The following is a 22,608-nucleotide window of genomic DNA, read 5'->3' on the forward strand; positions in this document are numbered from 1 at the left end:
CGACATCCGCAAAATGAAGAAAGGAGGGAACCCCATGGAGGTCGAAGCGCTGCGCGCGGTCGAGCAGCTGGCACTTAAGAAGTTCAAGGTTTTTAAGCAAAGCCGACTCCGTTATCTTGCAAGATCCGCGCTGGCCAGCATGTTCATCGGGTTTGGCGTCATCGTCGCCTTCAAGACCGGCAGCTTCTTCTATAACGAGCATTCGCCCTTCACCTATCCGATGGCCGCCCTGACCTTCGGCGCGGCGATTATTCTGATCGCTTACGGGGGAGGGGACCTGTTCACGGGCAATACGTTTTACTATACATACACGGCTTTCCGCCGCAAGCTCAAGTGGCCTTATGTCTTTCAGCTTTGGGGATTCAGTTACGTCGGCAATATGATCGGAGCTGCTTTCTTCGCTTTTATGATTTACACGACAGGGCTGTTTGCGGACGAATCGGTGAACGCTTTCCTGCTTGGCGTCGTCGAGAAGAAAATGCAACTGCCTATGACGGAGCTGTTTTTCCGGGCGATTCTGTGTAACTGGTTAGTATGCCTGGCATTCTTTGTTCCAATGGCGCTCAAGGGCGACGGGCCGAAGATGTTCGCGATGATGCTGTTCGTCTTCTGCTTCTTCATCTCGGGATATGAACACAGCATCGCGAATATGTGCACGTTCGCCATTGCGCTCGTCCTGAACCATCCAGGGACGATATCGTTAGGCGGCGTGCTGCACAACCTGATTCCGGTAACGCTGGGCAACCTGATCGGCGGGTCGTTTCTAATGGCTTTCATGTACTATTACGTCAATAAACCGTACTTGGACGAGATGGATCAGCAATCAAACATTGAGGAGAGTGAAAGTAATGGAGAAGAATAAAACGAAAATCGTTGTGATCGGGGTCGGTGCTGTCGGCGCGACAACCGCCTACACGCTGCTGCTCCGCGAAAGAGCGGATGAGCTGGTACTGATCGACGCGAACCAGAAAAAAGCCGTCGGCGATGCCATCGATATGAATCACGGCCTGCCGTTTCTAGGGAAAACGAAGGTGTGGGCAGGAGAATACAAGGACTGCAAGGATGCCGATATCATTATCATTACGGCAGGGGCCGCGCAGAAGCAAGGCGAAACCCGGATCGATCTGCTTAAGCGGAATGTTGGTATCTTCGAGAGCATTATGACCGAGGTGCTGAAGTATAACCAGGACGGCATTATTCTGATCGCTTCCAATCCGGTCGACATCATGAGCTATTTCTCTTGGAAAAAATCGCAATGGCCGGTTGAGCGCATCATCGGCTCCGGTACGCTGCTGGACAGCGCCCGATTCCGTTATTTGATCGGCGAGGAGCTGAACGTCGATCCGCGCAGCGTGCACGCCCATATTATCGGAGAGCATGGGGATTCCGAGCTTCCGCTATGGAGTCTGGCCAATATCGCGGGCACGAAGCTGAAGCTGACCGGGGATCAGAAAGAAAAAATATTCGAGAATACGAGGGATGCGGCTTATGAGATCATCCAGGCGAAAGGCGCGACTTATTATGCGATTGCGCTGGCGCTCGACCGCATCTGCACCGCGATCCTCCGGGATGAAGGCGCCGTGCTGAACGTGTCGACGCTGCTCAAGGATTACCACGGCGTTTCGGATGTGTATCTTGGCGTACCTTGTATCGTCGACCGCAACGGGGTTCGCGAGGTGTTGGAGCTGGAGATCAACGAGGAGGAGAAAGCGCTGCTTCATCGCTCGGCCGAGAAGCTGAAGGGGCTTATTGAAACGATCGACCTCAAAAATTAACTTTGAGCTAGGGCTGGTCGGAAAGGGTGGTTGACGATGAATGAGGGGGACTTTCTTCCTGCAGTGAAATTGCTTGAGTTTATGGAGCGTATCTACCGCTACGGCATGACGACGACATCGGGAGGCAATTTGTCGATCAAGGATGCGGATGGCGGGATATGGATTACGCCGTCGGGTATTGATAAAGGTTCGTTGAACCGTGACGACATGGTTTATGTGAAGCCGGACGGGACCGTATCCGGGAAGCATGCGCCTTCGAGTGAGTTGCCGTTCCATCGGCTGATCTATGAGGCAAGGCCGGATATTAGTGCCATTGTCCATGCCCATCCGCCAGCCTTGGTATCGTTCAGCATCGTCCGCCGTATTCCAGACTTGCGGCTGCTTCCGAACGAACGCCAGATATGCGGCGAGATCGGCATTGCCGCTTATGCGCTTCCGGGAAGCAGGCGGCTTGGAGAGAATATTGCCCGCGTGTTCGCCGAAGGAAAGGATAGCGTCATGCTCGAGAATCACGGGGTGGTCGTCGGCGGCCGGACATTGGATGAGGCATTCCGCATATTTGAAACGCTCGACTTCTGCGCGCGTCTGGAAATTGAAGCAAGCCGAATCGGCAAGCCCATCTTGCTTACCGATGAGGATTACGCACTTGTCCGAAGCCAAGCCGGGATTCGAATGGAGACCTATGCGGCCGAACCCATGGAGCATACGGAGCTCGAGTTGCGCGAGGATATGTGCCGGCTCATCCGTCGCGCTTATGCGCAAGGATTGTTCACCAGCACGCAGGGAACCTTCTCGAAACGGCTGAACGACCAAGAATTTTTGATTACGCCGTACGGCATGGATCGTACTTATCTGAAACCGGCTGATCTGGTCAAAGTCAGGGACGGCAGGCATGAGGAGGGGAGGAGACCAAGTCAATCGGTACGATTCCACGAAGCGTTATACCGTCAGCACAACCATATCGATTCGGTCATTCTCGCCCATCCGCCGTACATTATGGCTTTCGCCGTGACCGAAGCGCCATTTGATTCGAGGACGATACCGGAAAGCTATATATTGCTGCGGGGCATGCCTAAGCTCCCGTTCGCCGGCATCTATACCGAACCCGAGAAGACCGCCAAGACCTTTGCGCCGAACACTCCGCTTGCGATCGTGAACAATAATTGCCTCGTCGTTACCGGTCAAGGGCTGCTGAACACGTTCGACCGGCTCGAGGTCGCCGAGTACAGCGCCAAATCCATCCTGAACGCCCGTTCGCTTGGTGAGATCCGCTTTATCGAAGACAACGAGATCGAGGAGCTGAAGGCCGCCTTTCGGCTGGAGGATTGAAGAGTACCGCCATGAAACGCCAAAGGGGCTGTCCCGGATATCATCCATGATGATATCCAGGACAGCCCCTGAGCGTCTTTTGAGTTCCTACCAGCTTCGGACGCCGGCCGATTCCGGCGCATGATTGATGATGTGCATCACCGGGACTGTGTACGCGATCAGCGTAAGAATGAGAGTCAATGCGATCCATACTCCCCATCTCTCCAATATCGGAGGAGGACGATGACCGGTGTCGTGCACCTCGCCGATCGGAAACTCATCCAACTGTTCCGTCCGCGGCGCCGCGAACCACATGTAGAGCGCTATAAACAGGAACAGCAGAACCCCGATAAATAAGAGTCCGCTGCCAATGCCGATCAGCTTGCGGTACGGCTCCCACGTCTGAACGACGGGGTGGTCCATATAGGTCGTGTAAGCCGTCCGGCGCGGCTCGCCGAATAGCCCGACAATATGCATCGGAATCGACATGAATGCCATCCCGAGCACCCATATAATCGTATGCCAAATCCCAAGCTTATTGATGAAAGGCGTTATGCGGCGACCCGTCAATGCCGGGAATAGCGAATAGGTAATGGCGAAGAAGGTGAGCGCCACCGTCGAGGCCACGGTCAAGTGAAAGTGCCCGGTAATCCACAGCGTGTTATGGACGACCTGGTCCAGCTGGTAACTGGCATTGATGACGCCGCCCGCTCCCGCAGGGATGAAGATAACCATGCCCGCGAATGCCGCGAAAAACCGCGCGTCTCTAAAGGGAAGCTTGCGGAAAAATCCGAACAGCCCGGTCGCTCCTTTCTCCCTGCCGGCCAGCTCGAACGTTGCCATCATAGAGAAGGCCGTCATTAAGGAAGGAATGACGACGATCATCGTCAGCACCACCTGCAGAAACTTCCAGAAAGAAGAAATTCCGGGCTCCATCAGTTGATGGTGGAAGCCGACCGGAATGGAGTACAGAATAAACAGCACGAATGTCAGCCTTGGCAGCGAGTCGCTGAATATTTTGCCTCCGACGATTTTCGGCACGTTCACATACCAGAAGATATAAGCGGGCAGCAGCCAGAAATAAACCAGCGGGTGGCCGAAATACCAGAACAACGTCCGGCTAAGCTCGACATTGATTTTATCGATCCAACCCAGCGACCACGGGATGAGCTGGAACACCACTTCGATAGCGACGCCAATCGTGCAAATTTGCCACAGCACCATCGTGGCAACCGCCATGTAAGCAAATAGCGGGGAGGGCTGCCCTTTGTTTGCACGGCGCCACTTGGCGTAAGCCGCGAATATCGCAAAGCCGCTCAACCAGCTGCCGACGACGACAAGCGCCATCCCGATGTAAAACAAAGGATCGGCCTGGAGCGGCGCGTAGAACGTATACAGAACGGATGCGTCGTTCGTCAGTATTTCGATCGTCGCGAGAACCGTTCCGGCCACCATCAAGTAATAGCCGGTCCAGGCCGTCGTCCGCGCCCCACTAGGCAAGCTTCCTCCGAGCGTTCTGGCCACGCCGGAATAGAGGTAGCCGATAATAAAGAACGTCGTGAAAATAAGAGCCATCATCACTCCGTGCACCGTTAGCAGCTGATAATAGCCAATGGACGCGGGCAGCTCGATAAATCCGGTCCGCTGCAACCCCTGCAGCAGACCGGCGATAGCGCCGGCGAAGATGGCGAAGAAAGAGAAGCCGATATGCGCTAGGATCAGCTTCCGATCTCCCGGATCAAACAAAAATTTCGCTTTATCCCGCTTCGTTTCTTTCTGCATGCATCGTCGAATCCTCTCTGTCTGGTTTCTCGTCGCGTTATTGCACGACCAGCTTGCCCATCATCACGTGATGGCCGACCCCGCAATACTCGTGGCAGAGCATGGCATAGTTGCCTTCGTCTTCGAACGTATACGTATACTCGGAAATATGTCCGGGCACGACCATGATGTTTACGTTCGTGTTCGGAATGAACAACCCATGAACGACGTCGGGGCTGGTAACTTCGAAATGAACGGTCGATCCTCTTGGGATCGTGATTTCGCCCGGGTCGAAGGCGAACAGTCTTGCCACCATCGTAACCCGGAATTCATTCGGCCCAAGCTGCGTCACTCCCGGCTCGTCGAAGGGCGCCGTGGCAGCTACTTCCTCTGGCGCGATCGTGCGCATGTGACCGGGAGGGTTGAGGCCGACGAAGATGCCCAGCGTACCCAGAACGACGAGAAACACAATGATTGAACCGATGCCAAGCAGCAGCCAAATTCGTTCATAGCGGGGCAAATGATCAATCATAAATCCGTTACCTCCTTCATTGTCTAGCTAGATACAAAAGCAAAACAGCGAGCCATGTCAGCAGTATGAAGCCTCCGATGAGAAGGACGGAGACAAACGTTCCTTTAAGCTTTTCATTCTCCCCGACATCCTTCCGCGCGGCTTCCCGAGTGCGGTCTGCCATGAGCTTGAACCCCCCAACAGGTGCGATTGACGTTAGTATTTTCCAAGTTGTATGGAAAGATACACCATCATGCGAAGTGCGTACAGGAATTCGAAATATCATGCAAACGATGATTTGTGACGAAGATCACAGCGAGTACGCCTTAGAAGAGCTATAGTATAGACATAGAGAGAAGCGCAAAAACGATACATCATCCGAAACGGCGCTTTCCTCGAACATAATTTGTGAATAGATTCACAATAGGAGAGTGGATGTCATGATGAAGTTTTTGCGAGAGAACGTGTATGCGGCCGGGTTGTTGTTCCTCTTAAGGATCTATGTCGGCTGGGAATGGCTTAATGCCGGCTTCCACAAGCTGACGGGCGGGTTTGACGCAACGGGCTTCCTGAAGAACGCGATCGCGAATCCGGTGTTGGACAAAGGAACGCAGGAACTGGTATACCCTACCTTTACGGGGTTCCTGGAGCAAGTAGCGCTGCCGAACGTGAAGATCATTAACTTCCTTATCCCCGTAGGGGAGACGCTGGTCGGAATCGGGCTTATCGTCGGCGGCTTGACCGCGGCGGCCGCATTCTTCGGGCTTATGATGAACTTCATGTTCCTCTTCGCCGGCACGGTAAGCACGAATCCTTGGCTCATCTTGTTAGGACTTGTCGTGATTGCGGCGGGTACGAACGCCGGACGATTCGGACTCGACTACTATTTGCTTCCTCTGCTTCGCAAGCTGATGCGCCGCAACGATCAAGAGAAGCCGCAAACGCCAACGCTTCCTAAACCGCGTCATCGAGCAGCTCATTAACCAGGCTAATAATTCTCGTCATAAGGAGCTCAACCAGCCGCCGGCCATTTGCCGGCGGCTGGTTTTTTGGGACGCCAAGCCGGTGAACCGGGTGAAAATAATCGGGATACGAACCTGCCGTTCATCGTTTCGCCGTATCCCATGTGATTAGGCTCACTTCCTTCTGGAACCGCCGGGATTATAATGAGAGTGACTCTCAATCAGGGAAGGTGATGCCGATGGATTCGCTGGCGTTAAAGCCTCCGCTCCAACAGCTGTTCGACGAGCATATTCCGCTGCGAGCGCAGATGGAACGGATTTTCGATTTGGCTTGCGGCTTGAAAGAAGCGGGAATAGGGGGCGGAGATACGCAGCTAAGGCTGCTTGTCCGGCAGATGACGGATTTCGCGTGGAAGCTTGAACAGCACTCGGATAGGGAGGAGAATTTGCTTTTTCCGATGATGGCCCGTTATTTGGGCAGAGAGACAGGTCCGATTGCCGTCATGGAGTATGAGCACGATCAGGCCAAGCGCAACATTGAATTATTCCATGAAGCTTACTCGATGCATGGATTACGTAAAGATGGGATCGGGATTGGCCAGATCGCTGGTTACGCGGAGGAAGCCGTGACGATCCTGATGGAACATTTCTGCAAGGAAGAGCATGCTTTATTCCCGATGGCTAATAACCTTCTATCGGAGCAGGAGCTCGAGCAGCTGGAGCAAGCATTTACCACGGGTCAAGATCAAGGAGGGGATCGGATATGACGACCGTTATTCAGAGAGACCAGCGCGTTGGCGATATCGTCGCCGTCTATTCCCAAGCAAGCAACATCTTCAAGGAGCTGGGCATCGACTTCTGCTGCGGGGGAGGGCGCACTCTTGCCGAGGCGGTGCAGAAGCGGAAGCTGGACGAAGGAGAAGTGTTGTCGAGACTGAATAAAGTCTGTACGGAGGCACGGCCGGCATGGCCTCTGGATTGGAAGCAGGACGGAAGGAAGCTGACGAAATTAACCGAGCATATTACGCTTCAGCACCATAACTTCCTTCGCGGAGAGCTGCCCGTACTCCGGGACTTCGTCAATAAAGTGGCGAGAGTGCATGGAGGAGAGCATCCGGAGCTCGTTCTGCTTCAAGGCTTCTACCATCGATTGAGCGAGGAGCTTCTGGCGCATCTGGCCAAAGAAGAGGAGCTGCTGTTCCCGGCGATCCTCAGGGCCGAGGCCGAAGGCTCCGAAGAGGCCCTTCAGGACGCGCTTCGTCTGTTAGGAACGCTTGAGGCCGAGCATGACGAAGCGGGAGATTTGCTAAGCCGAATGCGGGATGCGACAGGAGGATACGCGCTTCCGGATGGAGCCTGCATGACCTATTCGGTCACGTTTCGCAAGCTGGAAGAGCTCGAGAACGATATGTTCACTCATGTGCATTTGGAGAATAACCTGCTGTTCCCGGCGCTTGTCGAGATGAAGGCGGAAGCGGTGTAACCAGCGATATTTTTTGCAAGAGTAAGTGAAAAAAATCACAGACCATTCAACCTAAAAGAGGTATGATAGCATCATCAAGGAATGAGGAGTTGAGTTGCAATATGTACGTCTATCAAGAGGTGCTGCCTTCTGAACTTTCCCAAGCGCTTGAGAGATTGCTGGACGAGAACGAGAAGATTAAATCGAACGTGATGAAGGTTGAACGATTCGCCGCGGAATTGCAGAAGGGATCGAATCCACCGGATATCGATCAGATTATAAAGCTGAAGTGTTTGACGGACGCGTTAAGCCAATCCTTCGAAACCCATGAGAGATGGGAGGCGAAGGTGCTGTTCCCGCTTATGAAAGAAGCCATCTCCCGCGCAGGCGACCCTTATATGCATACCTCGCTGTGGATGCTGGAGAAAGGGAATCCTGGCGATCAATATTTCCGATTGTACTGGGGTCAGGTCAGCACCTATCTGGAGAAGCTTCAGCCGGATTCCTTCTACAAAGGCCTTAAGTACTTGCTTAATGGCTGCCGCCTGGTCAAGGAGCAGCTGGAACTGGAAGAAGAACTGCTGCTGCCCCATATTCACTAACGAAAGACGAACCCCTTACGCTGCCGTATAGCGTGAGGGGTTCATGCTCTGAGAACTATTCCTTCGAGAGCCGATCCTGCGCAAGCCGGATCATCTCGCGTACCATGGAGCCGCCGATCTTGCCGCCGATATGTCCGGCTTCTTCCGTAGTCAGGTCACCATTAAAGCCTGGCTTCAGCGGCACGCCAAGCTCCTTGGCCACCTCGTATTTCACATCGTCGGGCCGATTCGGATCGACGGCGTAACCTTCGCGCTTCATCACTTCCGCTTTGAACGCCTGCATGCCTCGCTCGGCTCCGGGGACTGCATAATTCCTTCTTCTTCGGGCCATTTTCGTTGCTCCCTTCCGGATGTTTTCCTTTAGGATGCCCTTCCTGCGGTTCTTATACGCGCAGGTTCCGGTACTGGCGTTTCGCTCTGGCGGAGAAGAAGGCGGACAAGATGACCATGAGGGGAAGCGCAAGGAACACGGCGCCTCTGAACAAAGCGAACGGCGTTTCGAACAGGAACGCGCGCCAGAAAGCGGCCCCCGATTTCTCCCACAGTTCCGGCGTATAATAGAGGTCGGCCGGGGTAAGCAGGGCCAGGGGATCGATATTGCCGAGCATGATCAACACCGCGCACAGCGGGATGAAGGATGCCGCGAGCGAGCCCCACATCTCGGACAGCCGTTTGTAACGGGCCGCTTTGGAATCCACGTCCGAGAAGATATCTTCGTCCTCCTGCGCCTGACTTTTCTTGAAATATTGCGCGCCGGACCGTCTCGTGCCGGCAATGTGCGTCCAGCCGCTGTCTTCGAACAAAGCGCGGTAGTCCTCGAAGTCGGCGCCGTTTCTGAACATTCGGTAGTCGATCCGAATGACGGCGCGTTCCGCCGGGCTGTTCTCGAATCGATAGCCCATGCCGGATTTCCGCTCCAATACGTAACCATTCCGCGCCATCTCGTTCAGCCAGCGTTCTTCCTTCTCCAAATCCACAAAAAATTTGTATTTCCTCATAAGGATCCGCCTCCTAAAGATCAAGTCTTTGCTTGGTCGTATCGATCATGTGCGTCATCCGTTCGAAATCCAGGCGCAGCATTGCCATGCCTTTGTCGGTTATCACATAGACCTTGCGCCGGCTGTCGTCGCTGCTGACGGGCCCTATCCATCCCAGCTTCAGCAGGTTATCGATGGCGCCATAGAGCGTCCCCGCAGCCATACGGACGCCGCCGCGGCTGAGCTCCTCGATCTTCTGCAAGATGAGATAGCCGTGAGCCGGCTCGGTCAGGGCGAGCAGCACGTAATAGACGGTTTCGGTAAGCGGCAAATGTTTGGAGCGTGACATGAACCATCGCCTCCTATTTAGTAAGTCTGACTTTATACAGTTGGAATGTATAGTTGAATTATATACAGTCAGACTGAATAATGCAATGGGCTGCCTTATGGATTTTTTGCTTTTCAAGTGCTAGGCTTGAGGAAGAGGAATGAGGAAGGGGAAATTTCTAGTGGAAGCGGTTGGTTTGATTCTGGAAGGCGGCGGTATGCGAGGCATTTATACCGCAGGCGTCTTGGAGTACTTTACGGAGCAAAATATATATTTTCCCTACACGATCGGAGTATCGGCGGGAGCCTGCATGGGGGCCAGCTACTTGTCCCGCCAGCGGGGACGCAACCGGAAGGTCAATGTCGATTACGTGACCGATCCGCGCTATATTTCATGGGGCAACCTGCTGAAGAAGCGGCAGCTGTTCGGCATGGACTTCATCTTCGATGAAATTCCGAACGTGCACGTTCCTTTTGACTATGACGCTTTCTTCGCCGCGCAAGAGCAGTTCGTGATCGGCACAACGGATTGCGAGAGCGGGGAGACCGTTTATTACGGCAAGGATCATGGCGGAGACTACGACCTCCTTCGGATATTGCGGGCTTCGAGCTCGCTGCCGTTCATCGCGCCGATCGTCGAATTCGGCGGCAGGAAGCTGCTGGACGGCGGATTATCCGATCCGATACCGCTGCGCAAGTCGGAGCGCGACGGTAATGGGCGGAACGTGCTGATCCTGACGAGGAACGAGGATTACCGCAAGAAGCCGAACAGCGTGCCGTGGCTGGCGCGGCGCGCCTACGGGCGTTATCCGAAGCTGGTGGAGACGATGCTGAACAGACATGAGGTATACAATGAGACGTTGTCGTACATCGAGGAACAGGAACGAGCGGGGAACGCCTTCGTCATCCGCCCCCGGCTGACGCTCGAGGTCGGCCGGATGGAGCGGGATCCGAAAAAGCTGGAGGCTTTGTATATCCAGGGCTATGAGGATGCCAAGGAGCTGCTGCCGTCCTTAAGCGAATGGCTGGAACGTTAATAATAGAAAAGCAGCCCTTAGGCGATATGCGCTTAAGGGCTGCTTCGCGCCAGGCTGTTGAACGGGATTAAACGTTCACGAGCTCCGGCCTTTTCATTTGGAGAGGAGGCGGCACCAGCCAGCCCTTCTCCTTGCTAACGCGCAATATTTTCAGACCGAGCGCCGCTTTGGTCGCATGATACTTCGCGAACAAAGCCCCGACGTCTTCCCGGATTGACTTGCCCATGATCATGCTGCAAGCCGCGAGTCCGGCCGCGCAGTCGGCGGAAAGCATCGGAGCGATCTCGATATCCGTGAACCGCGCGCCTACCGGGATGTCTTCAAGCTTAGCTTCAGGTCGGGCCGGAAGTGTCGGAGCAGGGGCGATGCCGTTGTTCGTCAGCAGCTCGTCGCATTCCGCGACTTCAAGCTGAGCCTGCTCGATGCCTTGCTCGATGAGCTTCTTCAGCTCCTTGTCTCCAGCGTGGTATTTGAGCGCGCTATAAGCGGAGATGCAGCCCTTAGCCGTCATCGAGAATTGCCAAATATCGTAGATTTCGCCGTAGTGCAGCGGATTATCCTTCGGATTGCCCGATAAAATGCCCATGGTTCAACGCTCCTCGATTTTATTATGTTATTGCGTCAGATTGGAACCGGAGTTCGCCATATGAGCCTGCGGTTGGTACAGGCTTTGTTGGGCTTGCGCGTTCATGTTCATGCTGCCCATATTCGGCATATTCGCCGTTTGGTAATGACCGAGCACCGTGTTCGTCGTCATTTCCTTCATGGTCGGTACTTGGTAGTAGCCGGCTTGGTTCATGTACTGCCAAATTTCGTACGCCTGCTCGGAACAGTTCACGGCGCTTTGCTGCATCAACGAGCGAAGCTGCGGATTGGCGCATTCGAGAGCCGCCACGATCTTCATCGAAGCCGACGCCTTATGCATGCCGAGCAGCGCGCATGCCACGTCGCTGTCGTCGATTTGGCGGGCGGTCATATTCGGGCTCGCCATTGCCGGGTTATCCAGACCGTATACAGGAGCGAAGTTTCTCGGTGCGCTATAAGGCGTGCCTTGCTGCTGTATCGGCTGTCCGCTCAAGTGTTGAACGGTCTGTACCAGCTGATTGTAGCCGTTGATCGCGAATTGCATTTGTTTATCCATAATTTGCGCTAGACGAGGATCCTTCGCGTATGGACGATATAGCTGCATCGTGTTAATCCCCGTAATCGCCGCCGATAATACCTCGCTAATTTCCATTGTTTCGTGAGCGCCTAAGTGTGCTGCCAATTTAGTTCCTCCTTCGGATATTCAAAATGTTGTCGTGCAACGAATTTAAAATGCCAAAGTCGGGAGTGAAATATACGAAACCCGCATGAATCTTTCGTAAATGGCAAGCCGGGCGCTACACCTCGATAATGATCGGCAGAATCATCGGTCTTCTCTTCGTTTTGGCATACAAGAAGCCGCCGATGGAGTCCTTCACCTTCGTTTTCAGCATCGACCAGTTCCAGTCCTGGTCGGACCGCTGCAGCTCTTCCACCGCGAAGATGACGAGCCGGCTTACTTCGTTCAGCAGCCCTTCCGATTCCCTCACGTAGACGAAGCCGCGCGTAATGACGTCGGGATCGGACAATAGCTCGCTGTCCTGGCTGCTGAGCGTAATGACGACGATGAGGATGCCGTCCTCCGATAGATGCCTCCGGTCCCGCAGCACGATATTGCCGACGTCCCCGATGCCGAAGCCGTCGACCAGCATGTTACCGGCGGGGACCTGGCGGGTTCGAACGGCCTGCTGATCTTGAATGTCGAGAATTTCGCCGTTCTTCATGATGAAGATGTTCTCGCGATCGACGCCGACGGACTCTGCCAGCTGACGGTGATGATGAAGCATGCGGTACTCTCCGTGAATCGGGACAAAAAATCTCGGCTTCATTAAGGCGAGCATCAGCTTGAGCTCTTCCTGACTGCCGTGGCCCGAGACGTGCATGCCCGTTGCCGAGCCTCCGCCATGAATGACGTTTGCTCCGAGCAAATACAGGTGGTCGAGAGTGGCGGAGACGTTCTTCTCGTTACCCGGAATAGGAGAAGAAGCGAAAATGACCGTGTCGCCAGGCTCGATGGAGATAAGCGGATGGGTAGACGTCGCGAGCCGGGATAAGGCGGCGAGCGGCTCCCCCTGGCTGCCGGTGCATAAGACGGCGAGACGTTCCCTTGGCAGGTTGGCTGCTTCCTTCGGCTCCACGATCATCCCCTCCGGGATGTTCAGATAGCCGAGGTCGGAGGCAACCTTCACGACGTTCACCATGCTTCGGCCGAGAAGCAGAAGCCTGCGGTTGGTTAGCATGGCGGCATCCACGACTTGCTGCACGCGGTTGACGTTCGAAGCGAAGGTTGTCAAGAATATTGCGTTCCTCGCCCTCTGGAACGCTTCTTCGATTCGCTCGCCGACCATCCGTTCGGAGGGAGTGAAGCCCGGACGCTCCGCGTTCGTGCTTTCCGAGAGCAGGAGAAGGACGCCCTGTTCGCCGATGCGCGCCATCTTGTGAAGATCGGGGAATTGGCCGTTCGCGGGAGACAGATCGAATTTGAAATCTCCGGTATGGACGACGGTTCCTTCAGGGGTGCGGATCGAGATTCCGACGCAATCGGGAATGCTGTGATTGGTGCGGAAGAAAGCGACAGGCAGTTTGCCCAGCGTAATTTCGGAGTCGGGCTGTATCGTGTGCAAATTTTTGTCGCTAATGCCATGCTCCTTCAGCTTGCCGCGAATTAGGCCAAGCGTAAGAGGCGTGCCATAGACGGGAATGTCCAGCTGCCTAAGAATATAAGGGATCGCGCCGATATGGTCCTCGTGTCCATGCGTAATGATGAGCGCGCGAATCTGCTCCGAACGTTCCTTCAAATAACTCACGTCGGGGATGATCAGATCAATGCCGAGCAAGCTTTCGTCCGGGAATTTGGAGCCGCAGTCAATGACGATGATGTCGTCGCCGTACTGCGCGACGTACATGTTTTTGCCGATTTCGTATACGCCGCCAAGAGCGAAGACGGACAGCATGGGCTTGGCTTGAGATGAATGGGCCTGGTTCATGGAAGCTTCCTCCGTACTTTGAATAGACAAAAACCTGCGTATTAGGCAGGTTTCGTATCTGAATTTAGATGGAGTTAGCTTGTGCGAATGCTTGCGCTTTATGCGTGCGACAAGGATGTGCTTTGGGTGAGATGATCCTCAAGCGCTTGCTGCAGGGTGCCCTTGGTAACGGCCTTATTCTCGAACGTGACGCCCGCCCGGAGGATGAGCTTCACAATCTCGGGACGAATCCCGGTCAAGACGACCTCGCAGCCCATCATCTTCACTCCGTCGATCAGGGAGATAAGACGGCAGATCGCATCGTGGTCCATGGCGACCACGCCGGACAGATCGATAATTAGCTTGGAGATGCCGTTCGTCCCGATCTGGGTTATGACTTTGTCTTCGATCGTGGAGGAGCGCTGCTTGTCGATCTGGCCGATGAGAGGCAGAATGGATATGGTTTTCGTGAGAGGGATGATCGGCACGGACAGATCATCCACCATCATGCGATGCGCGCGGATTAGATCGTCTTTGTACTGCGAATAGCTAATGAACAGGTGATTGAGGAACTGGTCCATCAGCTCGTTAATTCGTTTCTCCAGGCTGAAGAATTGCTCCTTGGAATAGAAATCGTTGTTGTCGCTGTTGAAGTTGAAGAGAAAGCTCCACAGCACGCGCCGCACCGATTGAATCCATTCGAGCTTGAAGGCAAGCGTTAAGGAGTGCTTCGCCCAAACAACGCCTTCCTGCTTGGCGAAATGGATGACTTCATGCTCTCGGCCATCCACGATGAACAGCACGAGCTTGTGCGCGTTCTCAAGCAGGTTAATATTGCCGATGCCGAGAATCTTGTCGATTTTATCCCGGACGTTCACGGATTCGAGCAGCAGCTGCTCCTCGAATTTATCCCGGTTTTTGATGAAGAAGTCCCGGAGCTCGTCCGTTTCCTGCAGTTCGAGCTTCTGCAAATGTACCGTCTCCCGTCTATTTTTTCTGCGATCTCTTGTAAACGTGAGGGTGAAGGTGGTTCCAACCTGTTCTTCGCTCTCGACTTCTATCGTGCCGTTGTTCTGATAGACGACCGAGTAGACGAAGGCAAGCCCCATGCCGGTCCCGTTCTCTTTGGTCGAGAAGAAGGGGGTGCCGAGCAGCTGGAGCTTGTCGCGGGAGATGCCGGTGCCGCTGTCCTCCAGCTTGACGACGACGGAGTCGCCGATCACATGCTGGCTTACCACGATCGTTCCTTCCCCGGGGATTGATTCGAAGGCGTTCTTGAGCAAATTGAAGAAGGCCCGCTTTAATTGATTTTTTTTGCCATATATGTAGGTGCCCGGACTTTCGAAGTTCGTCGTTACCGAAACCCGGTATTGCTGATCCTGGAACAGCTGAATGATCGCTTCCAGCTCGACGGTCAAGTCGACTCGCTCGAACGGTTCGTCAAGGTCAGGCCGCGACACTTGGAGCAAATTTTGCAGAACGTCGAGCGCGTTGTTAAGCTCGGTTTCCGCGATGTCGATATAACGCTGCTCGTTCTTTTCCTTTAGAAGCTGCAGGAAACCTTTGACCGCCGTCAACGGATTTTTGATCTCGTGCGCGATTCCGGCGGCAATTTGCCCAACCGAAGCCAGCTGGCTTAAGTGAGCATCGTCGTTCCTGACCATCGATAACGCTTCTTCTCTCTCCAATCGGGTACCCTCCATTCTTCATTATGATAGATTTTGCCATCTGCTTCCTCCAAGAGTATAGCAAGCTTGGTAGACAATGGTCTAACCATTTTTTGGAGCGCTGCTTGTTAGGGCTTTATGAGTAGATTCAGGTTGGGCAATTCGGTCATTTTCTCCATCGAGGTGTACGACCAGGAGGAGCTTCTGGCCCCTTATCGAGGAGATCCACGGAATGTTCGAGAAGCTAAATGAGTTCGCGCACCGGCTGTAGAAGCCTGGCGGAGCTGCTCGGGCTGCACGGGCCTGCGCGAATCAGTGCAGCCTCCGAAACCGGTCCGGCGGCATTCCGACCGTCCGGCGGAACGTCGCGGTGAAGTGGCTGACGTCCCGAAAGCCCGCGGCGGCGGACACCGACTTGACGGTGGCGTCCCGCTCGTTCAGCAGCATGGCCTTGGCGTGCCGGATTCGAATGTGCAGCAAATAGGCGTACGGCGTGAGGCCGAATGTATCGCGGAATAACGTATTCAGCGTGCGGATCGAAATTCCGAGCCGATCGGCCATGTGCTCGATGCCGATGGAGGCGTCGGCATATCGCTCCTCCAGCCAGCTGATGAGCGGCCGGAGCTTCCTGACGTTGCCGGCGACCGAAGCGGGGGAGGCGGTGTGGCCGTACTTCTGCAGATGGATCAGGAATCGGTATACGTCGGCAGAGCCGCTAAGGCCGAACAGATCGGAATCGCTTTCGGCCCGGCGGAGCATATCGGAGGGGAGCTCGGCAAGCGGTGATTCCTCTTCCCAATGATAGATGCCGGAGCTTAAACCGAGCGAGGCTACGATCGCTTGGGCGGCCGTCCCTCCGAACGTGATGTAGAGCGTCTCCCAGCGTTCGGTCAGCGCCTCGTAACGGTGCGGCATGTCGGGGTGCAAGAAGACGCCGTGTCTCTTCGGCAGCCGCGTCTCATTCCCCTCGAACCAGATGATGCCTTCGCCTGATACCGTCTGAATCCAATGGAAGAACGGATAGCCGTCCCGACGGTCGACCAGCGCTTCATGGCTATTATCGCCGATGCTTTCGATATAGAGCGGCAGCTTATTGTCATCGGCGGGCGTCAGCACGAATCTTCGTCTTGCCGTCAACATGTTCGGCGTGTTCACGAAGGTATTCCCCCTTATCTAAAACTTTGCAATATTCTTATATTCGAACTTCAATATGATTATATTTTAAGCCTCCGAGCCTATCGATACAATAGAAGTAAACTTATAGGTTAGGGGAGGAACACGCATTTGAAAACACTGAAGGCAAAGCCGAAGCTTGTCTATACGCCGCCTGCTAACGGGTATCCGGAATGGAATAACAATCCCGATATTTTTGAACTGGGTCGATTGGAAGCGCATGCATCCCGTACTTACGGTCCGGATCGCACGCTGTCCTTGAACGGCCGTTGGAAGTTCGCTTTCTCTGAAACGCCTGCCAAGAGAATCGAAACCTTCTATCGAACCGACTATGACACCTCGGCATGGGAAGAGATCGAGGTTCCCGGTCACTGGCAGCTGCAGGGCTACGATTATCCGCAATATGTGAATGTCCGATATCCGTGGATCGAACATGATGCGATTGAGGCGCCGTTCGCGCCGACCAACTACAATCCTGTAGGCTCTTACGTCAGGGAGTTTGCGGTGCCGGAGTCCTGGAACGGGCAGCCGGTGTTCATTAGCTTCCAAGGCGTGGAGTCCGCCTTCTACGTCTGGGTGAACGGCGATCTCGTCGGCTACAGCGAAGACACGTTCACTCCGGCTGAGTTCGATATTACGCCTTATCTCGTGCAGGGCGTGAACAAGCTGGCCGTCGAGGTGTACCGCTGGTGCGACGCAAGCTGGCTCGAGGACCAGGATTTCTGGAGGCTCAGCGGTATCTTCCGCGACGTCTACTTGTATTCGGTGCCCGCGGTGCACCTGTATGATTATTTCGTCCGTACCGAGCTGGACGAGGAGCTGCGGGACGCCGTGCTTCGGCTGGATACGACGCTGCTGAACTATGCGGGTGATAGCCGCGGCGTCTGCAGGGTGGAAGGGATGCTGTACGACGCGGACGGTAATCCGGCGCTCGCGGGGCCGTTTGCTCTGGAGGCGGAGCTGAGCGATTCGGAACGCGTTACGGTAAGCACGGCGGTCAAGGTGGCGAATCCGCTGAAGTGGAGCGCGGAACAGCCTAATCTCTATACGCTGGAGCTGACCGTAATCGACGCTGACGGCAAGCAGGCCGATTCGCTTCGCTCCAAGGTTGGTTTCCGTAAGGTGGAGATCAGAGGCAATCTTCTGTACGTGAACGGGCAAGCCGTAAAATTTAAGGGCGTTAACCGTCACGAGTTCTCCAGCCGCCAAGGCCGGGCGCTCGGGCGGGAGGATATGCTGAAGGATATCCTGCTCATGAAGCGCCACAACGTGAACGCAGTCCGGACCTCGCATTATCCGAACCAGACTACATGGTATCAGCTGTGCGACGAATATGGTTTGTACGTGATCGACGAAACGAACCTGGAGACGCACGGGACATGGAGCTACGGTTCGACCGAGCTGGGCGGGGCGATCCCTGGCAGTCGCCCGGAATGGACGGACAACGTGCTGGATCGCTGCAACTCGATGCTTCAGCGCGACAAGAACCATCCGTCCGTCGTCATCTGGTCGCTCGGCAACGAATCCTTCGGCGGCGACAATTTCCTGAAAATGCATGAGCTGATGCACCGGCTGGACGGCACGCGGCCGGTCCATTATGAAGGCACGTTCCATTACCGGCCGTCCGAGGCGGCTACGGATATCGAGAGTCATATGTACTCGACGGTCGAGACGATCGAGAAATATGCCAAGAACGACCCGAAGAAGCCTTTTATCATCTGCGAATACAGCCATGCGATGGGCAATTCCTGCGGCGGGCTGCACAAATACTGGGAGCTCTTCTACCGGTATCCTGTGCTGCAGGGCGGGTTCATATGGGACTGGGTCGACCAGGCCATCCTGACGAAGACGGAAGAGGGCGTCGAATATTTGGCATACGGCGGCGATTTCGGCGAATCCCCGCATGACGGCACGTTCTCGGGCAACGGCCTGCTCTTCGGGGACAGAACGGTGACTCCGAAGCTGCTCGAGACGAAGAAGGTATACCAGAACGTGTTCATGGAGGGCCTGGACTGGGCGACGGGTAGCGTGCGAATCGAGAATCGTTTCGACTTCACGAACCTGGAACAATTCCGTCTGGAATGGGAGCTGCTGAAGAACGGATTGCCGATTAAGAACGGTGCGCTCGAGGTGGCGCTTGCCCCTGGCGAAGCGACCGACCTTCGGCTGCCGAAGGAAGCGGTGGAGACGGAAGGACAAGGAACACAGGATGAATATGTGCTGACGCTGTCGTTTGTCCTTGCACGGGACACCGCATGGGCCGCGGCGGGACACGAGATCGCGTTCCAGCAATTCGTGCGGACGCCGTTCGTCGGCGCCGGGCTTCCATCGCGGGCGGCAGGCGAGCTGTCTGCGGCTTCTGAAGAAGGTCGCCTCGTGGTAAGAGGCTCCTCGTTCTCGGCTGCGTTCGCTCTGGATACCGGCGATCTCGTCTCTTACGCCGTCCGCGGAGCTGAGCTGCTGAAGCAGGCGCTCGCGCCGAACTTCTGGCGCGCCGTTACGGACAATGACCGCGGCAACAAGCATCCCGAGCGCTGCGCGCCATGGCGCGAGGCGGGAGCTGGCCGCAAGCTGACCGGCATCGAGTGGCAGGCTCTGGCGGACCATGTCGTCGTGCGCGCCGCCTATACGCTGCCAGACGCCGGATCGTCCGCATGTACGCTTACCTATACCGTCTTCGCAGACGGCGAAATGGAAGTGAGGCAGGAGCTGGCGCCATCCCCGGGTCTGCCGGAAATTCCGGAGATCGGCGTCATGCTGCAGCTGGACGCTTCGTTCGACAGCCTGACATGGTACGGCAAAGGCCCTCACGAATCGTATTGGGACCGTCAGGAGGGCGCGAAGCTGGGCGTGCATGCCGGCAAGGTGGCGGAGCAATTCGTTCCATATCTCCGTCCGCAGGAGTGCGGCAACAAGACGGAAGTACGCTGGGCGGAGCTGGCGAACGCGCAAGGCGAAGGCTTGCGGATCTCCGCCGCCGCCGCGTCATTCGACGTGAACGCGCTCCCGTATACGCCGTTCGAGCTGGAAGCGAGCGACCACGCCTACAAGCTTCCTCCGTCCGACAAGACTGTCCTCCGCATCAACTACAAGCAGATGGGCGTCGGTGGCGACGACAGCTGGGGCGCCCGCGCCCACAAGGAATACACGCTGTATGCCAATCGCGCGTACTCGTTCGCATTCCGCCTGCGAGGGCTGGGGCTGTAAGGAGAGAGCGGCGAAGCCGTATATATAGGATTGAAAAACGAAAGTGAAAAAAGTGATAGTGTGAATGAAACTGCCTTAGCGAAAGCTGGGGCAGTTTTTTTGTGCTGGTAATGGATGAGGCCGGGCTAATCTATTAATGGTGGAAGCTATCTTTTGGGTAGCTATCCCTTTGCCTCAACAGCATAGCTGCCCACATGCTCAAGGCTCAGTGACTAAGTGTTATGTATGTTCAAGCAGCTTTAGTTGGCTATCCCCTCGGCTCAGCGTTAACGGGATCGGAGATAGTTTGAGGTTCTTTGACTAGCTCTCCCCTCAGCTCAGGGGGTTAACATCGGAAGATAGTTTAAGGTTCTTTTACTAGCTCTCCCCTCGGCTCAGGGGATTACGGGATTCGGAGATAGTTTGAGGTTCTTTGACTAGCTCTCCCCTCAGCTCAGGGGGTTAACATCGGAAGATAGTTTAAGGTTCCTTGATTTACTCTCCCCTCAGTTCAGAAGGGTAGCCAACCCAACTGAGCAAAAGGTATACCCAGCCTAACTAAGTAAAAGGTATAGCCAGCCCAGCTGAGTCATTGGAATAGCCACCCCGACTGAGCAAAGGGGATAGCCGACCTAGCTGAGTCAAGGGGATAGCCCAGCCCAGCTGGGCAAAAGGGATAACGAGCTCATCTGAGCAGAGGGTATAGCGAGCCCAGCTGAGTCAAAGGGATAGCCAACCCAACTGAGGCAAAAGGTATACCCAGCCTAACTGAGTCAAAGGGACAGCCAACCCAACTGGGCAAAAGGTATAGCCAGCCAGCTCATAAATGCCGGGGCAGATTCTACCAGTTTTTGGACTTATATTAAATGCTGGGATGAAGCTATAATAGATGCATCATTTCATAGAATCGTAGGAAGGAAGTTCGTTATGCTGAAGGTCGCTGGTTGGTCCATTATGATTCCGGGTATCCTGTTCTTCGTCTTCCTTTTCGCGATGATGCCCGTCCTGCTGCAAGCCAGTCCCATCGACGGCACGCTTCAACTATCGTGGGAGCAAGGGTTCCAAAGCCTCAAAGATTACTTCGCGGGACTTGGGAACGGAGACTCGTTCCAGTTCTACTCGGGCAAGAACGAACGCTCCTTCTGGGAGTGGATCGGCTCCTATTTTGTCACGTCGTTCTATTATGTTGCGGCCGCCGGAGTAGCGGGCACGGCGATCGGATTATTCGTCGGCATCTATTTCTCCCTGTCGGAAGCCCGTATCACGAGAAGCATCGTTGACTTCGTCGGTTCGCTTCCGGATTTCGTTATTGTCCTGATCATGCAATTCGCGGTCGTTCTCGTCGCCAGGGAATTCGATGTCGTCCTGTTCGAGGTGGCGACGCTGAATAGCGAAGAGCCGGCAATCGCGCTGCCTTTAATCGCAATGATTATTATCCCCGCTAATTATATGATCCGGGGAGTCGCGATGCAGATGAGGCTGACGCTGAAGGAAGATTACATCGGCAACGCCAAGGCGCGCGGACTTGGGAAGCTGTATATTGTTTTTTACCACGCGCTTCCGAATGTGCTGCCCTTTGTCAAAGGCGACTTGCATAAGCTGATGGGAATCATTATGGGGAATCTGTTTATCGTCGAATATTTGTTCAACAACAACGGCGTGTCCATGCTCATCTTCACGAACGCTTTCGTCGAGCAAAGCGGCATCTACCAGTATAATATCGTCGTGAACGGGCTGTTGTCGTTCCTTGCGCTCTACTTGGCCGGTTATGCCGTGATCCGGGCGTTCCTATTCCTGCTGGGGAGAGTGTTCCTGCGATGAAGATGAAGGTGAAGATGAACAAAACGTTGATCGCCGGCTTGATACTGGCTGCTTTTATGGTCCTGATCGCCTTAATCGGGCCGTTCATTGCGCCGCATGAGCTGAATCATCAGGTCAAAATCGAATATGTAGTGGGCCAGGATGGGGACGGATACGTCGTTGCCCCTCCGGTCGCGCCGGGCTCGAAGGAGTATCCGCTCGGCACGGATAAGAACGGATACGACCTGCTGACGAAGCTGCTGCATGGCGCCAAGTATACTATCTTCCTCTCAATCGGCATAGCGGTTGCGAGAGTCGCCGTAGGCGGGCTCATTGGGCTTCTGTTAGGCTTCTACGTGAAGCCGCAGCGAGAAGGGAAGGAAGGGACGGGCAAGGCGTCCTTCTGGTCCGTGCTGAACGGCATCCCGATCTTCCTCATCGTCTGGCTGATGATGATCGGCATTACGATTAATCCCGCGGCATCGCCGTTTGCGATGTCCATGATCCTGGCGGTCGTGCTGCTAGTCGTAGGCGTGCCGTCCGTCGCGTCGACGGTGAAGGAGAAGACGCTGATCATACGCGAGCGGCAGTTCGTGACGGCATCCCGGTCGCTGGGCGCGGGAGGCTGGAGAATCATCGGCTCCCACCTGATCCCGCATCTGAAGGAAAGCTTTCTTATTCTGATTGTGCAGGAGATCATCCTCGTCCTGACGTTGTTCGGCCAGCTCGCTCTGTTCAATGTATTCGTGGGCGGTACGACGATGTATTTCGACCCTCCCGAATACCATAGCCGGACGAGCGAATGGGCGGGACTTATCGGCCATAACCGGATGAGCTTCTACGCGAACGAGTGGATTTTCTATGTGCCGCTCGCTGCCTATGCGTTGCTTATCATCGGATTCGCTCTCGTGTCCAAAGGACTGGAGCAGCGATATAACAAGATGTTTTCGAAGTTCTCGCATTTCTAAATAAAGAAAAAACCGCCCCGGCAAGCATGAAGCTGCCGGAGC

The 22,608-nt window shown here is 54.9% G+C and carries 21 protein-coding genes; 11 read left to right on the forward strand and 10 right to left on the reverse strand.

The window, feature by feature from the left end:
- Nucleotides 1–34: 34 nt before the first annotated feature.
- From NQZ67_RS09265 to NQZ67_RS09275, 3 genes are all read left to right on the forward strand, one after another.
- Nucleotides 35–862 carry a formate/nitrite transporter family protein gene (locus tag NQZ67_RS09265; protein ID WP_257444854.1) on the forward strand — a complete coding sequence of 276 codons (828 nt, stop codon included), beginning with the start codon at nucleotides 35–37 and terminating at the stop codon, nucleotides 860–862.
- Complete coding sequence (locus NQZ67_RS09270) at nucleotides 849–1,775, forward strand: L-lactate dehydrogenase (RefSeq protein ID WP_257444856.1); 927 nt, start codon at nucleotides 849–851, stop codon at nucleotides 1,773–1,775. The genes NQZ67_RS09265 and NQZ67_RS09270 overlap by 14 nt, the downstream gene beginning before the upstream one ends.
- 63 nt (nucleotides 1,776–1,838) lie before the next feature.
- A complete protein-coding gene (locus NQZ67_RS09275; protein ID WP_257444857.1) occupies nucleotides 1,839–3,104 on the forward strand; it encodes a class II aldolase/adducin family protein in 1,266 nt (421 codons plus the stop codon).
- Nucleotides 3,105–3,191: 87 nt separating this feature from the next.
- On the opposite strand, the gene NQZ67_RS09280 is transcribed toward NQZ67_RS09275, so the two are convergent.
- Together NQZ67_RS09280 and NQZ67_RS09285 are read right to left on the reverse strand one after the other, a co-directional pair.
- On the reverse strand, nucleotides 3,192–4,865 hold the full coding sequence (locus NQZ67_RS09280) for a b(o/a)3-type cytochrome-c oxidase subunit 1 (RefSeq protein WP_257444859.1): 1,674 nt from the start codon (nucleotides 4,863–4,865) through the stop codon (nucleotides 3,192–3,194).
- A 37-nt stretch (nucleotides 4,866–4,902) separates the two neighbouring features.
- Entirely contained in the window at nucleotides 4,903–5,376 is a 474-nt protein-coding gene (locus tag NQZ67_RS09285; RefSeq protein WP_257444861.1) for a cytochrome c oxidase subunit II, read from the reverse strand.
- 419 nt (nucleotides 5,377–5,795) lie between these two features.
- Between NQZ67_RS09285 and NQZ67_RS09290 the strand changes: the two genes are divergently transcribed.
- From NQZ67_RS09290 to NQZ67_RS09305, 4 genes are all read left to right on the forward strand, one after another.
- Nucleotides 5,796–6,338, forward strand: coding sequence for a DoxX family membrane protein (locus tag NQZ67_RS09290; protein WP_257444863.1), 543 nt, complete (start codon nucleotides 5,796–5,798; stop codon nucleotides 6,336–6,338).
- A gap of 218 nt (nucleotides 6,339–6,556) precedes the next feature.
- Entirely contained in the window at nucleotides 6,557–7,084 is a 528-nt protein-coding gene (locus NQZ67_RS09295) for a hemerythrin domain-containing protein (protein ID WP_257444865.1), read from the forward strand.
- On the forward strand, nucleotides 7,081–7,800 hold the full coding sequence (gene ric, locus NQZ67_RS09300) for an iron-sulfur cluster repair di-iron protein (protein ID WP_257444867.1): 720 nt from the start codon (nucleotides 7,081–7,083) through the stop codon (nucleotides 7,798–7,800). Before NQZ67_RS09295 ends, ric begins: the two co-directional genes overlap by 4 nt.
- Nucleotides 7,801–7,901: 101 nt before the next feature.
- Complete coding sequence (locus tag NQZ67_RS09305; RefSeq protein ID WP_257444869.1) at nucleotides 7,902–8,381, forward strand: hemerythrin domain-containing protein; 480 nt, start codon at nucleotides 7,902–7,904, stop codon at nucleotides 8,379–8,381.
- Nucleotides 8,382–8,436: 55 nt separating this feature from the next.
- Here the strand turns inward: NQZ67_RS09305 and NQZ67_RS09310 are convergent, their stop codons facing one another.
- Genes NQZ67_RS09310 through NQZ67_RS09320 form a run of 3 tightly spaced genes read right to left on the reverse strand, consistent with a single transcriptional unit; the run spans nucleotide 8,437 to nucleotide 9,707 of the window.
- On the reverse strand, nucleotides 8,437–8,712 hold the full coding sequence (locus NQZ67_RS09310) for an alpha/beta-type small acid-soluble spore protein (RefSeq protein ID WP_257444871.1): 276 nt from the start codon (nucleotides 8,710–8,712) through the stop codon (nucleotides 8,437–8,439).
- Nucleotides 8,713–8,764: 52 nt separating this feature from the next.
- A complete protein-coding gene (locus tag NQZ67_RS09315; protein ID WP_257444873.1) occupies nucleotides 8,765–9,379 on the reverse strand; it encodes a DUF2812 domain-containing protein in 615 nt (204 codons plus the stop codon).
- A gap of 13 nt (nucleotides 9,380–9,392) precedes the next feature.
- The gene (locus NQZ67_RS09320; protein ID WP_257444875.1) at nucleotides 9,393–9,707 is read right to left on the reverse strand and encodes a PadR family transcriptional regulator; all 315 of its coding nucleotides are present in this window, start codon (nucleotides 9,705–9,707) and stop codon (nucleotides 9,393–9,395) included.
- Nucleotides 9,708–9,846: 139 nt separating this feature from the next.
- Between NQZ67_RS09320 and NQZ67_RS09325 the strand changes: the two genes are divergently transcribed.
- Complete coding sequence (locus tag NQZ67_RS09325) at nucleotides 9,847–10,722, forward strand: patatin-like phospholipase family protein (protein ID WP_257444877.1); 876 nt, start codon at nucleotides 9,847–9,849, stop codon at nucleotides 10,720–10,722.
- A gap of 67 nt (nucleotides 10,723–10,789) precedes the next feature.
- On the opposite strand, the gene NQZ67_RS09330 is transcribed toward NQZ67_RS09325, so the two are convergent.
- The 5 genes from NQZ67_RS09330 to NQZ67_RS09350 form a co-directional block, all read right to left on the reverse strand.
- Entirely contained in the window at nucleotides 10,790–11,308 is a 519-nt protein-coding gene (locus NQZ67_RS09330) for a DUF3231 family protein (RefSeq protein WP_257444879.1), read from the reverse strand.
- A gap of 27 nt (nucleotides 11,309–11,335) precedes the next feature.
- Entirely contained in the window at nucleotides 11,336–11,989 is a 654-nt protein-coding gene (locus tag NQZ67_RS09335; protein ID WP_257444881.1) for a spore coat protein, read from the reverse strand.
- Nucleotides 11,990–12,104: 115 nt separating this feature from the next.
- The gene (locus NQZ67_RS09340) at nucleotides 12,105–13,793 is read right to left on the reverse strand and encodes a ribonuclease J (protein WP_257444883.1); all 1,689 of its coding nucleotides are present in this window, start codon (nucleotides 13,791–13,793) and stop codon (nucleotides 12,105–12,107) included.
- 98 nt (nucleotides 13,794–13,891) lie between these two features.
- Nucleotides 13,892–15,460 (reverse strand): ATP-binding protein, encoded by a 1,569-nt coding sequence (locus tag NQZ67_RS09345; RefSeq protein ID WP_257444885.1) that lies wholly within the window; start codon nucleotides 15,458–15,460, stop codon nucleotides 13,892–13,894.
- A 291-nt stretch (nucleotides 15,461–15,751) separates the two neighbouring features.
- The gene (locus NQZ67_RS09350; protein WP_257444887.1) at nucleotides 15,752–16,594 is read right to left on the reverse strand and encodes an AraC family transcriptional regulator; all 843 of its coding nucleotides are present in this window, start codon (nucleotides 16,592–16,594) and stop codon (nucleotides 15,752–15,754) included.
- 129 nt (nucleotides 16,595–16,723) lie between these two features.
- Between NQZ67_RS09350 and lacZ the strand changes: the two genes are divergently transcribed.
- The 3 genes from lacZ to NQZ67_RS09365 all read left to right on the forward strand — a co-directional run bounded on the left by lacZ (nucleotide 16,724) and on the right by NQZ67_RS09365 (nucleotide 22,566).
- Complete coding sequence (gene lacZ / locus NQZ67_RS09355; RefSeq protein ID WP_257444890.1) at nucleotides 16,724–19,819, forward strand: beta-galactosidase, LacZ type; 3,096 nt, start codon at nucleotides 16,724–16,726, stop codon at nucleotides 19,817–19,819.
- A gap of 906 nt (nucleotides 19,820–20,725) precedes the next feature.
- Entirely contained in the window at nucleotides 20,726–21,619 is an 894-nt protein-coding gene (locus tag NQZ67_RS09360; RefSeq protein ID WP_257444892.1) for an ABC transporter permease subunit, read from the forward strand.
- Nucleotides 21,616–22,566 carry an ABC transporter permease subunit gene (locus NQZ67_RS09365; RefSeq protein ID WP_257444894.1) on the forward strand — a complete coding sequence of 317 codons (951 nt, stop codon included), beginning with the start codon at nucleotides 21,616–21,618 and terminating at the stop codon, nucleotides 22,564–22,566. Before NQZ67_RS09360 ends, NQZ67_RS09365 begins: the two co-directional genes overlap by 4 nt.
- Nucleotides 22,567–22,608: the final 42 nt, after the last annotated feature.

Source organism: Paenibacillus soyae (assembly GCF_024623455.1).
Lineage (GTDB): Bacteria > Bacillota > Bacilli > Paenibacillales > Paenibacillaceae > Pristimantibacillus > Pristimantibacillus soyae.

Coding starts and splice junctions, on each gene's coding strand:
- NQZ67_RS09280 (WP_257444859.1), bottom strand. CDS start 4,865: ATGCAGAAAGAAACGAAGCGGGATAAAGCGAAATTTTTGTTTGATCCG.
- NQZ67_RS09365 (WP_257444894.1), top strand. CDS start 21,616: ATGAAGATGAAGGTGAAGATGAACAAAACGTTGATCGCCGGCTTGATA.
- ric (WP_257444867.1), top strand. CDS start 7,081: ATGACGACCGTTATTCAGAGAGACCAGCGCGTTGGCGATATCGTCGCC.
- NQZ67_RS09265 (WP_257444854.1), top strand. CDS start 35: ATGGAGGTCGAAGCGCTGCGCGCGGTCGAGCAGCTGGCACTTAAGAAG.
- NQZ67_RS09285 (WP_257444861.1), bottom strand. CDS start 5,376: ATGATTGATCATTTGCCCCGCTATGAACGAATTTGGCTGCTGCTTGGC.
- NQZ67_RS09330 (WP_257444879.1), bottom strand. CDS start 11,308: ATGGGCATTTTATCGGGCAATCCGAAGGATAATCCGCTGCACTACGGC.
- NQZ67_RS09325 (WP_257444877.1), top strand. CDS start 9,847: ATGAGGAAGGGGAAATTTCTAGTGGAAGCGGTTGGTTTGATTCTGGAA.
- NQZ67_RS09270 (WP_257444856.1), top strand. CDS start 849: ATGGAGAAGAATAAAACGAAAATCGTTGTGATCGGGGTCGGTGCTGTC.
- NQZ67_RS09360 (WP_257444892.1), top strand. CDS start 20,726: ATGCTGAAGGTCGCTGGTTGGTCCATTATGATTCCGGGTATCCTGTTC.
- NQZ67_RS09340 (WP_257444883.1), bottom strand. CDS start 13,793: ATGAACCAGGCCCATTCATCTCAAGCCAAGCCCATGCTGTCCGTCTTC.
- NQZ67_RS09290 (WP_257444863.1), top strand. CDS start 5,796: ATGATGAAGTTTTTGCGAGAGAACGTGTATGCGGCCGGGTTGTTGTTC.
- NQZ67_RS09305 (WP_257444869.1), top strand. CDS start 7,902: ATGTACGTCTATCAAGAGGTGCTGCCTTCTGAACTTTCCCAAGCGCTT.
- NQZ67_RS09310 (WP_257444871.1), bottom strand. CDS start 8,712: ATGGCCCGAAGAAGAAGGAATTATGCAGTCCCCGGAGCCGAGCGAGGC.
- NQZ67_RS09295 (WP_257444865.1), top strand. CDS start 6,557: ATGGATTCGCTGGCGTTAAAGCCTCCGCTCCAACAGCTGTTCGACGAG.
- NQZ67_RS09320 (WP_257444875.1), bottom strand. CDS start 9,707: ATGTCACGCTCCAAACATTTGCCGCTTACCGAAACCGTCTATTACGTG.
- NQZ67_RS09315 (WP_257444873.1), bottom strand. CDS start 9,379: ATGAGGAAATACAAATTTTTTGTGGATTTGGAGAAGGAAGAACGCTGG.